Here is a 12,317-nt window from a genome sequence, read left to right on the forward strand (position 1 = left end):
ATGGCGTGATGCATTTCGCATCGTCACCTACGGTCGGTATGCTGTCCCGCATGCAGCCAAAGAAATACGCCCTGCCGCTGATGGTCCTGTCGCTGGCCGCCACCTCCGTGGCCCACGCGCGCGGCACCATCGACAAGGTGGACATCAAGGGATTGGACAAGGGCGACGACGCCGCAATCATCGAGAACATCCAGGAATCGCTGTCGCTGTACGACACGATCGGCAAGGAACAGGGCGAATCGCGCCTGGAGTACCTGCTGTCGCAGGCCGAGCGGCAGACCCGCCAGGCGCTGGAACCGTTCGGGTACTACAACCCTGTGATCAAGGTCGAGGCGCCGCGCGAGGATGAGCATGTGCGCGTCTTGATCCATGTCGACAAGGGCACCCCGGTGACCGTGCGCCGTGAGCACATCGACATCACCGGGCCGGCGATGTACGACCAGTACCTGCAGGACGACCTGGCCGCCTTCAAGCCGCGCAAGGGCCAGCGCTTCGAGCACACCCAGTACGAAGCCAGCAAGATCACCATCACCCGGCGCCTGGCCGAGCGCGGCTACTTCGACGCCGACTACACCCAGCGCCAGGTGCAGATCACCCGCGCCGACAACGCCGCCGACATCGACCTGACCTGGGACAGCGGCCGCCGCTACAACATGGGCCCGGTGCGCTTCCAGCAGGACTACTTCGTCGACAAGCTGTTCGATCCACTGGTCTACTGGGACCAGGGCAGTTACTACCACGAGGGCAAGCTGGACCGGCTGCGCGAGTCGCTGACCAAGCTGGACTACTTCAGCGTGATCGACATCCAGCCGCGCCCGGACCAGGCCGACGAGAACGGCGAAGTGCCGGTGGATGTGAAGCTGACGCGCGCCAAGCGCACCATCTACACCGCCGGCCTGAGCTACGGCAGCGAGAGCGGCCCGGGTGTGCGCGGTGGCATCGAGCGGCGCTTCCTGAACAACCGCGGCCACAAGATGAACACGCAGCTGGACTATGCGCAGAAGCGCAAGAGCCTGGTCACCAGCTACCGCATTCCGGCCTTCAACTGGCTCGACGGCTGGTATACCTTCGCCGCCAGCGCGTACGACGAGCAGACCGACTACATCGATCTGCGCAACTTCAAGCTGATCGCCAGCCGCAGCGGCGAGATCAACGAGCACTGGACCGCGATCGCCTCGATCAACGCACTGCGCGAGCGCTGGCGCTACGCGTCCGGCACCGAATTCACCGATGCCGTCTACAACACCTCGACGCTGGTGTACCCGCAGATGGTTGCCGACTACGTCAACGTCGACGACGAGATGTTCCCGCGCAAGGGCATCAGCGGCGCGGCGACGGTGCGTGCCGGCGTGGAAGGCGCTGGCTCGGATACCAGCTTCGTGCAGGCCAACGCCGTGCTGCGCTGGTACATCCCGGTGGGTGAAAGCAACCGCCTGATCCTGCGCGGTGAAGGCGGCACCACCTGGACCAGTGACCTGGTGGCGATGCCGCCGAGCCTGCGCTACTTCGCCGGCGGTGACCGCAGCATCCGTGGCTACGCCTACCGCGAAGTCGGCCCGCGCACGCCCAAACCCGACAAATACGCGCTGGGCGCCAAGAACCTGGTGATCGGCTCGGCCGAATACGAACACTATTTCAATGGCGGCCCCTGGGGCGCGGCGGTGTTCGTCGATACCGGCAGCGCCTTTGACAACACCATCGACCTGCACACCGGCGTCGGCTTCGGCGTGCGCTGGAAATCGCCGGTGGGCCCGGTGCGCATTGACGTGGCGCATGGCCTGAACAACCCGGATTCGCAGTTCCAGCTGTACCTGAACATCGGAGCGGACCTGTGAGCACGCCCGCACCGACCGCGAGCACGCCGCCGCCGCGCGTGCGCTTCTACCGCCGCCGGCGCTTCTGGGCATGGTCCGGGGTGGGCGTGATCGGCCTGGTGCTGCTGGCCCTGCTGGCGGTGTACTGGCTGCTGCAGACCGTGGCCGGCCGCGATGTGCTGCTGGCCCAGGTGGTGGCGCGCCTGCCGGTGGGCGCCAGCTTCACCTGGGACAAGGTGGACGGCCCGGTGGCTGGCCCGCTGACCCTGTACAACGTCGACTTCCGCTACGACGACATCCACTTCCACGCCGAGCGCGCGCACCTGGAGCCGGACCTGCGTCCGCTGCTGGGCCGCAAGCTGCTGCTGGACAAGCTGGAGCTGACCAACGCGACGTTGAACCTGGCCAAGAGCGATGAGCCCTTCAAGCTGCCGTCGTGGCCCGATTCGCTGCCGCAGATCGAGATGCCGCTGGCGATCCAGGCCGATGTCATCGCCATCGATGGCTTCCGCATCAGCCAGGCCAACGAGCCGGTGATCGACATCAGCCGCGTGCGTGGCGGCATCGAGATCGCCAACGGCGAGTTCCAGGCGCACAAGCTGGTCGTGGACAGTGACCTGGGCAACTTTACGGCCCAGGGCCGCTACATCCCGGCCAAGGACTACGACACCGACGTGACCGTGACCGCAGTGCTGCCGGCGCCGCGCGGGCGCACCGCCGCTACGGTGGGCCTGGTCGCACGTGGCGACCTGTCGCACATGGAAGTGGCCGTAGCCGGGCGCGCGCCGAAGCCGCTGCAGGCGATGCTGGTATTCGACGGCCGCACCGACCCGACCTGGAATGCCACGGTACGCAGCGACGAACTGGATCTGTCGCTGCTCTCGCCGGCATTGGCGAACTCGGCGATTGCGCCGTTGTCGCTGGACTTCACCGCCGCCGGCAAGGGCGGCAATGCCAACCTGCGCGGCAGGGTGAAGCAGGGCGATCAGGAACTGGAACTGGCACCGTCGGTGGTGTCGCTGCAGGACCAGGTGCTGAAGGTCTCACCGCTGCTGGTGAAGGGCCTCGGCGGCGAAGCCCGCCTGGAGGGCACCGCTGACTTCAGCCAGGAAGGCCAGCAGAAACTCAATTTCTCCGTGGTCGCACGCGATCTGACCTACGTGCCGGCACCCGACCCGAACACGGCTGGCAGCGCACCGGTGCCGGTCACCCTGAAGGAAGCACGCTTCGGCCTGGCCGGTACCCTGAAGGCCTGGGCGGCGATCGGCCGTGCCGAGATCGAACGCGAGGCGCAGAAGGCGCAGTTGCAGTTCGACGTACGCGGCAATGACCAGGCCGCGTCGATCCACCAGCTGCAGGCGCAGACGCCGGGTGGCCAGCTGCAGGTGGAAGGGCAGGTGGCCTGGGCACCGCAGCTCGACTGGGATGCCAAGGCCACGCTGAAGGATTTCGACCCCGGCTACTTCGTGCCGGGCTGGAACGGCCGGCTGTCCGGCAACCTGGCCTCGAAGGGACGGCAGCTGCCGCCTCCAGCCAACGCTGCACCGGGCACGGCCGGCACGCTGGAAGCCACCGTCGACCTGCCGTCGCTGAAGGGCATCCTGCGCCAGCGCAACCTTGATGCACAGGGCAAGTTCGCACTGCAGGGCGCGCAGGGCCAGGGTGACCTGAAGCTGTCGCTGGGCAGCAGCCGGGTGACCGCGTCGGGCAAGGTCGGCGACCGCCTCGACATCGATGCACGTTTCGAACCGTTGCAGCTGAGTGATCTGCTGCCCGGTGCCGATGGTGGCCTGCGTGGCCAGGTACAGGTGAAGGGGCCGCGCGATGCGCCGGACATCACCGCCGACCTGGTCGGCAACAACCTCAACTGGGACGGCTACGGCGCCGAGAGCGTGAGCATCAAGGGCCACCTGCCGTGGCGCGGCGACAGCGGCGCGCTGGCGGTGCAGGGCCAGCAGGTCAACGCCGGCATGCTGCTGGAGCGCTTGAACGTGGATGCGCAGGGCAGTGTGTCCAACCTGCGCCTGGCTGCGCAGACCCGCAATGAGATGGGCGCGATCGAGCTGCAGGGCAGCGTGCGCCAGCAGGGTCCGCAGTGGCGTGGCGAGCTGGCCTCGCTGCGCGTCGCACCGGTGAAGGGCGATGCCTGGTCGCTGCGTGCACCGGCGGCGTTCGCGATCAACGGCAGCACCTACACCCTGTCCGAAGCCTGCCTGGCCGCCGCCAGCAGCGGCGCGCTGTGCGCACAGGCCAACTGGCCGCGCGAAGGCCTGGTGGTGCGCAGTGACGCGCTGCCGCTGGCGCTGGTGCAGCCGTGGCTGCCGCCACAGTCCGGCCGCCGCATCTATCTGCGCGGCGACGTCAGCCTGGACGCGCAGATCCGCCCGCGTGGCGCGGCCTGGGAAGGCCATGTGGAAGTGCGCTCGAAGGAAGGCGGCGTGCGCCTGGGCGAGAACCGCAACACCGTGGGCGATACCACCCGTGGCGAGCTGGTGCGCTATGACCAGTTCTCGCTGAAGCTCGACATGACCCCGGCCAGCATCAAGGGCTACCTGGGCATGGGCTTCCAGGGCAATGGCTTCGTCGACGCCAAGATGCAGACCGGCTGGGAAGCCAGTGCACCGTTGAACGGTGAGCTCTACCTCAACATGTCGCGGCTGTACTGGCTGGAGCTGTTCTCGCCGGACATCGTGCGCCCGACCGGCCTGATCGAAGGCCACGTCAGCCTGCGCGGTACGCGCGGGCAGCCGTCGCTGGGCGGCGACGCGCAGCTGAGCAACTTCAAGGGCGAATTCCCCGCGCTGGGCCTGACCTTCGACCAGGGCAAGGGTAGTTTCGTGGCCCAGCCCGACGGTTCGGCCAAGATCACCGCGCAGGCCAATTCGGGCCAGGGCACGCTGTACGTGGATGGCGGCCTGTCGTGGTTCGGTGATGCACAGCCGCTGCAGCTGAAGATCCACGGCGAGAACGTGCTGCTGTCCAACACCAGCGAGCTGCGCATCGTCGCCAACCCCAACCTCGACTTCACCCTGGCCAAGGCGGCGATGGAGCTGCGTGGCACCGTGCACGTGCCCGAGGCCGACATCGACCTGGAGCGCCTGGACCGCGGCACCTCGGTGTCCGAAGACGTGGTGGTGCTGGACCCGGCCGATCCGGAAGAGTCGCGCACCTCGCCGCTGGACATGGACCTGACGGTCAGCCTCGGCGACAAGGTGAAGATGACCGGGTTCGGCCTGAAGGGCGCGCTGACCGGCAAGATGCAGGTCTGGGCCAAGCCCGGCCGCGAAATGACCGCCAATGGCGGCCTGGAAGTGAGTGGCCGCTACAAGGCGTATGGGCAGGACCTGACCATCACCCGCGGCAACCTCAACTGGAACTACAACGCGGTGTCCGACCCGCGCATCAACATCCGCGCCGAGCGCCGGATCGGTGATGTCACCGCCGGCATCGACGTGACCGGGCGTGCGCAGCAGCCGCGGGCGGACGTGTGGTCCGATCCGGCGATGTCGCAGTCCGAGGCACTGGCCTATCTAGTGCTGGGACGCAGCCTGACCGGTGCCAGCAGCGACCAGGCGCAGCAGGTCAACGCGGCCTCGGCGGCGCTCTCGGCTGGCAGCGGCCTGCTGGCTTCGCAGCTGGGCGCCAAGCTGGGCCTGGACGATGCCGGCGTGAGCCAGTCGCGCGCACTGGGCGGCTCGGTGATCGGCGTCGGCAAGTACATCTCGCCCAAGCTGTACGTGGGTTACGGCGTGTCGCTGGTCGGTGCCGGTTCGGTGATCACGCTGAAGTACCTGCTGCGCCGCGGGTTCGACGTGGAAGTGGAGTCGAGCACCGTGGAAAACCGTGGGTCGATCAACTGGCGGCGGGAGAAATAGAGCCACGCCATGCGTGGCTGCGGTGATTGCCGGCCAGCGGCCGGCACTACCGTGCGCGTCGCCCCAACCATCGGCCGTTGCCCCATCGGTCCCCAGCGGCTATGGTCCCGGGCTGTTCTGTACTGCCGGAAACGCCGATGTCTGCCCGCAAAGCCCTTCCCACCGCCCTGGCCCTGGGCCTGACCCTCGCCGCCGGTGCCCATGCCGATGAAGGCATGTGGATGCCGACCCAGCTGCCGGACCTGGCCAAGCCGCTGCAGGCGGCAGGCTTCAAGGGCAATCCGGCCGACCTGGCCAATGTCACCGCGCCGCCGCTGAGCGCGGTGGTGCGCGCCGGTGGCGGCACCGGCTCCTTCGTGTCCGCCGACGGCCTGCTGCTGACCAACCACCATGTGGCGATGGGCGTGATCCAGTACAACAGCTCGCCCGAGCACGATTTGATCAACGGTGGCTTCATCGCCAACGGCCGTGCCGACGAGCGCCCGGCCAACCCGGACTTCCGCGTGCTGGTCACCGTCGGCTTCGACAAGGTGACCGACCAGGTGCTGGCGGAGGCGCGTGGCAAGACCGGCCGTGCCTACTTCGACGCCGTGGATGCGGCCAGCAAGCAGATCGTGGCCGAGTGCGAGAAGGACGGCAGCGTGCGCTGCTCGGTGGCCAACATGTACTACGGCACCGACTTCTACCGCATCGCCCAGCTGGAACTGAGCGACGTGCGCCTGGTGTACGCACCGCCGCGTGCGATCGGCAACTACGGCGATGAGATCGACAACTTCATGTGGCCGCGCCACACCGGCGACTTCACCCTGCTGCGCGCCTACGTGGGCAAGGACGGCAAGCCGGCCCCCTACAGCAAGGACAACGTGCCCTACCAGGCGCCGGCACACCTGCAGATGTCGGTCGAGGGCCCGAAGGAAGGCGACTACGCGATGCTGGCCGGCTACCCGGGCATCACTTACCGCCACCGCACCGCGGCCGAATTCGCCGGCCAGATCGATACCGTGCTGCCGCGCCGGGTGTCGGTGTTCCAGCAGATGATCGACACCATCGAGGCGGCCAGCGCCAAGGACGCGCAGGCCCGCACCCGCTACGCCTCGCAGCTGCAGTCGCTGAAGAACAACCGCAAGCGCGCCGCCGGCGAGCTGGAAGGCCTGCTGCGCAGCGACGCCAAGGCCCAGCGTGCCGCCGACGAGCGGGCCATGCTGGCCGCCGCCGACCGCAGGTACCAGGGCGACATCAAGGCGCTGCTGGCCAACCTGTCGCAGGGCGCGGCGGTGGGCGAGCGCGACCTGCTGCTGGAACAGATAGCCGCGCAGAGCCAGCTGCTGCGCTCGGCGCTGCTGCTGGAACGCCTGCGGATCGAATCGGCCAAGCCGGACGCACAGCGCGAGAGCGGCTACCAGCAGCGCGACCAGGCGATGATCGAAGGCGTGCTCAAGCAGGTCCAGCGTCGCTACGCGCCCGAGGTCGAGAAGGCCCTGCTGACCACCCTGCTGACCCGCTACCAGCAGCTGCCCGACGCGCAGCGCGTGGCCGAGTTCGACGCGGCCTTCGGCCGTACCCCGCAGCAGTTGGCCACGGCGCTGGACACCCTGTATGCCGGGACCCAGCTGGGCGATGAGGCGCAGCGCCTGTCGCGCTTCGCGGCTGCGCGCGAAGGCAAGGCCCTGGCCGCCGACCCGCTGATCGCCGTGGCCGGCCCGCTGGTGGCCGCGCAGCTGCGCATCGAGAACGAGAGCAAGACCCGCGAAGGCGAGCAGCTGCGCCTGCGACCGGCGTACATGCAGGCGCTGTTCGCCTGGCGTGCCAAGCAGGGCCGCGCGGTGTACCCGGATGCCAACCGCACCCTGCGCATCAGCTACGGCAAGGTCGAGGCGCTGCACCCGCGCGATGGCGTGACCTACTCGCCGGTGACCACCGTGGCCGGCATCGTCGAAAAGAACACCAACGCCTATCCGTTCGATGCGCCCAAGCCGCTGCTGGCGGCGATCGCCAAGGGTGATTTCGGTAGCACCGCCGACCCGGCGCTGAACACCCAGACGGTCAACTTCCTGACCAACCTGGACACCACCGGCGGCAACTCCGGCTCGCCGGTGCTCAATGCCAAGGGTGAACTGATCGGCCTGAACTTCGACAGCAACTGGGAGTCGGTCAGCGCCAGCTGGTGGTTCGACCCGCGCTACAAGCGCGCCGTGCACGTGGACATGCGCTACTTGCGCTGGCTGCTGGCCAAGGTCTACCCGGCACCGGAACTGCTGAAGGAAATGGGCGTGCCGGCCCAGTAAGACGCCGGCCACGACCCACGGTCGTGGCCCGCACCACGTAGGCCCCCACCCTGGTGGGGGTGGTTGCCCCCAACGCGCCCGCACCCCCGGCCACGCCTGGCCTACACTGCGGGTTCTTCCGACGGAAACGCGCGCGTGGTCTCCAGCTGGATCCTGCTGCTGGTCTCGGTTGCCTATGCCGCGCTGCTGTTCGGCGTGGCGTGGTGGGGCGACCGTCGGCCGATGTACCCCGACCGGCCGTGGCTGCGGCCGGTGGTCTACAGCCTGGCACTGGCCGTGTACTGCTCGTCGTGGACCTTCTACGGCGCGGTCGGCACCGCCGTGCGCAACGGCGTGGGCTACCTGCCGATCTACATCGGCCCGCTGCTGCTGCTGCTGTTCGGCTGGCGCATCATCGAGCGCCTGGCGCTGATCGCGCGCAGCCAGAACGTGGTCTCCATCGCCGATTTCATCTCCTCGCGCTTCGGCCGCTCGCGGCGGCTGGCGGCGCTGGTGGCGATCATCGCGTTGATCGGCATCATTCCGTACCTGGCCCTGCAGTACAAAGCGGTGGCAATGAGCCTGCAGGTGCTGACCGGCAACACCGGTCCCACCGGCTTCTTCACCGATCCGGCGCTGTACGTGGCCCTGCTGATGGCGCTGTTCGCCACCCTGTTCGGTACCCGCCAGGTCGATGCCACCGAGCACCACCACGGCATGATGCTGGCGATTGCCTTCGAATCGGTGATCAAGCTGCTGGCGATGCTGGCCGTGGGCGTGTTCGCCTACCTGTGGCTGAGCAACCGCACCGACGCGGTGGTGCAGTCAGTGCATACGCTGTTCACTGGCCTGCCGCCGGTGGGCTTCATCTCGCAGACGCTGCTCAGTTTCCTCGCCATCATCTGCCTGCCACGCCAGTTCCACGTGGCCGTGGTCGAGTGCGGTGACGTACGCGACGTGCGCCGCGCGCGCTGGATGTTCGGCGGCTACCTGGTGCTGATCTCCGGCATGGTGCTGCCGATCGCCACCGCCGGCGTGACCCTGTTCGGCACCGGCGGCAGCGTGGCCGACGACTCGATGGTGCTGGCCCTGCCGCTGGCCGAAGGCCGCAATGCGCTGGCGCTGATCGCCTACGTGGGCGGCTTCTCGGCTGCCACCGGCATGGTCATCGTGTCGTCCATCGCCCTGGCCACCATGGTCAGCAACGACCTGGTGATGCCGGTGCTGCTGCGTCGCAGCGGCGACCACCAGGAGGCGGCCGACGTCGCCTCGCGCGTGCTGTGGATCCGCCGCCTGGCGATCCTGCTGCTGGCGCTGATGGCCTACAGCTACTACCGCACCAGCAGCAACGACAGCACGCTGGCCTCGTACGGTCTGATGGCGTTCGCGGCGGTAGCGCAGTTCGCGCCCGGGCTGATCGGCGGCCTGTACTGGCGCGGTGCCAGCCGACGCGGCGTCGAGGTGGGCATGCTGCTGGGCTTTGCCACCTGGCTGTACACCCTGCTGCTGCCGGCGATGACCATGGCCGGCTGGGTCGATGCCGCCTGGGTGCAGCACGGCCCGTTCGGCATCGAGTGGCTGCGCCCGCAGCAGTTGTTCGGCATGACCGGTTGGGACCCGCTGACCCACGGCACGTTCTGGTCGCTGCTGGTCAATGCGGCGACGATGATGCTGGTGTCCGCACGCTGGCGACCCGGCGTCGACGAGCGCCTGCGCGCCGCACCGTTCCTCGACCCGTATGCCGAGCGCCCATCGGTGGCCGGTGGTTGGCCCGGCCACGTGCACGTGGGCGACCTGCTGGCGCTGGCCTCGCGCGTGGTCGGCGAGCGCCACGCACGGCGCTCGTTCTTCGAGCAGGCACAGTCGCTGGGCCGCGAGCTGCAGTCTTCGGCGCCTGCGGACCGGCCGTGGGTGCAGTTCACCGAGCGCCTGCTGGCCGCGTCGATTGGTGCGGCCTCGGCGCGCCTGCTGCTGACCAGCCTGCTGCGTGGTTCGGGCATGGACCTGGGCGAAGTGGTGGCGGTGCTCGACGAAGCCGGGCAGGAGCTGCGCTTCAACCGCGAGATCCTGTCGACCACGCTGGAGAACATCAGCGCCGGGGTCAGCGTGGTCGATCCGGACATGCGCCTGACCGCGTGGAACCGGCGTTACCAGGACATGTTCGGCTACCCCGACGGCATGCTCTATGTGGGCCGCCCGGTCGCTGACCTGATCCGCTACAACGCCGAGCGCGGCGAGCTGGGCGAGGGCGATATCGAAGTGCAGATCAATCGCCGCATCGGCTACATGCGCGCCGGTTCGCCGCATGTGTTCGAGCGCACGCGCAGCGACGGCAAGGTGATCGAGATGCGCGGCCAGGCGCTGCCCGGCGGCGGTTACGTGACCAGCTACAACGACATCACCGACTACAAGCACGCGGAGAAGGCGCTGCTGGAAGCCAACGAAACGCTGGAACAGCGCGTGGCCGAGCGCTCGCATGAGGCCGAGGTCGCGCAGCAGTCGAAGACCCGCTTCCTGGCGGCGATCAGCCACGACGTGCTGCAGCCGCTGAACGCTGCGCGCCTGTTTGCTTCCGCACTCCGCGACAGCGACCACGTGAGCGACGAACAGAAGCACCTGGCCGAACGCGTGGATGCGTCGCTGCGTGCCGCCGAAGAACTGCTCGATGGCCTGCTGGATGTCTCCCGGCTCGACGCCGGTGGCCTGCATCCGGTGATCGGCGAATTCGACGTGAGTGCGTTGATGCGCGAGCTGGCGGCGCAGTACACGCCGGTCGCGGCCGGCCGTGGCCTGCGCCTGGACCTGTTTGCGCGCCCGGCCTGGGTGCGCAGCGACCGCCGCCTGCTGCGGCGCGTGCTGCAGAACTTCCTGGCCAACGCGCTGCGCTATACCCGCCAGGGCCGCATCGTGCTGGCGGTGCGCCAGCGTGGCGATGAAGTGGAGCTGCAGGTCTGGGATACCGGCCCGGGCATTCCCGAGCACCACATGCGGCAGATCTTCGATGAGTTCCACCGCTACCAGCAGCCGTTCGACTGGGGCGAGCAGGGGTTGGGCCTGGGCCTGTCGATCTGCCAGCGCATCTCGCGCCTGCTCGACCATCGCCTCAGCGCGCGCAGCCGGGTCGGCAAGGGCTCGATGTTCTCGATCATCCTGCCGCGGGTGGCAGCGCTGCCGGGTTATACGGACCTGGCCGCGCCGGTACAGGCTGTAGCCGCACCCGTGCGCAGCGACTCACTGGCGGGCCTGCGCGTGCTCTGCGTGGACAACGACGAGGAGATCCTCGACGGCATGCGTGCGCTGCTCGGTCGCTGGCAGGTACAGGTGATCACTGCCGCCACCGTTGACCAGGCACTGGAGAAGATCGCCGAGCGCCCGCAGGTGATGCTGGTGGACTACCACCTGCACGACCGCATGGACGGCCTGGACGCGCTGGTGGCGTTGCGCCAAGCAGCCGGTTACCCACTGCCGGGTGCGCTGCTGACCGCCGATGGGCGTGACGAACTGAAGCGGATGGCACGCGAACGCGGCTACCGCGTGCTGACCAAGCCGATCAAGCCGGCCTCGCTGCGTGCCTTCCTGGGCGCGCTGCGCGACGCGCAGTAGTGCCGGCCGCTGGCCGGCAACCACGACGTGAAACCATGCCGGGCAAGCCTGGCATCTACCAGAGCTTCATCAGCCCGGCAGTAGATCCACGCCATGCGTGGATGTGACGTCTGGTAGTGCCGGCCGCTGGCCGGCAACCACGCAATCGCTCGCTCTCGGCGTTTTACCCCACGCCGTGCAGGTGCTCGTACAGGATCGTCGCGCCGATGATCACCAGGATCACGCCACCGATGATCTCGGCACGCTTGCCGACCATGCTGCCCAGCACGCGGCCGAGCATGATGCCGACGGTGACCATGGTCAGCGTGCACAGGCCGATGACCGTGGCCATCACGCCGATATGCACGTCCATGAAGGCCAGGCCGATACCCACCGCCATCGCGTCGATGCTGGTGGCGAAACCGGTCAGCGCCAGCTTCCAGAAGCCGTGATGCTGCGAGGGGTCTTCGTCGTCCTCGGCACTGTCCGGGCGCAGGCCGTTGTAGATCATGTGGATGCCCAGCGCGCCGAGCAGGCCGAAGGCGATCCAGTGGTCGAAGGCTTCGACGTACTGCAGCGCGGCGCGGCCCAGCAGCCAGCCGATGATGGGCGTGATCGCCTCGATGACGCCGAAGATGATGCCGGCACGCAGTGCGTCGCGGAACACCGGCTTGCGCATGGCCGCACCCTTGCCGATCGCCGCAGCGAAGGCATCGGTGGACATGGCAAAGCCGATCAGGAGGATCGAAATGGGGGACATGGACAGCTGCTGAGGTCGGGCA

5 protein-coding genes are annotated in these 12,317 nt (G+C 68.2%); 4 read left to right on the plus strand and 1 reads right to left on the minus strand.

The features are described 5' to 3' along the window. The first annotated feature begins 38 nt into the window (after positions 1-38). From BLS66_RS08670 to BLS66_RS08685, 4 genes are all read left to right on the plus strand, one after another. Positions 39-1,835: an autotransporter assembly complex protein TamA gene (locus BLS66_RS08670; RefSeq protein ID WP_064239536.1), complete on the plus strand. Its 1,797-nt coding sequence runs from the start codon at positions 39-41 to the stop codon at positions 1,833-1,835. Continuing rightward, positions 1,832-5,689, plus strand: a complete 3,858-nt coding sequence (locus BLS66_RS08675) for a translocation/assembly module TamB domain-containing protein (protein ID WP_074725652.1) — start codon at positions 1,832-1,834, stop codon at positions 5,687-5,689. The genes BLS66_RS08670 and BLS66_RS08675 overlap by 4 nt, the downstream gene beginning before the upstream one ends. A 137-nt stretch (positions 5,690-5,826) precedes the next feature. Further along, entirely contained in the window at positions 5,827-7,974 is a 2,148-nt protein-coding gene (locus BLS66_RS08680) for a S46 family peptidase (RefSeq protein WP_074725653.1), read from the plus strand. Between the two features lie 135 nt (positions 7,975-8,109). Further along, positions 8,110-11,556: a hybrid sensor histidine kinase/response regulator gene (locus tag BLS66_RS08685; RefSeq protein ID WP_053504778.1), complete on the plus strand. Its 3,447-nt coding sequence runs from the start codon at positions 8,110-8,112 to the stop codon at positions 11,554-11,556. Positions 11,557-11,719: 163 nt separating this feature from the next. On the opposite strand, the gene BLS66_RS08690 is transcribed toward BLS66_RS08685, so the two are convergent. Then, a complete protein-coding gene (locus BLS66_RS08690; protein ID WP_049471108.1) occupies positions 11,720-12,295 on the minus strand; it encodes a manganese efflux pump MntP in 576 nt (191 codons plus the stop codon). Positions 12,296-12,317 lie beyond the last annotated feature (22 nt).

This window comes from Stenotrophomonas pavanii (assembly GCF_900101175.1).
Classification (GTDB): domain Bacteria; phylum Pseudomonadota; class Gammaproteobacteria; order Xanthomonadales; family Xanthomonadaceae; genus Stenotrophomonas; species Stenotrophomonas pavanii.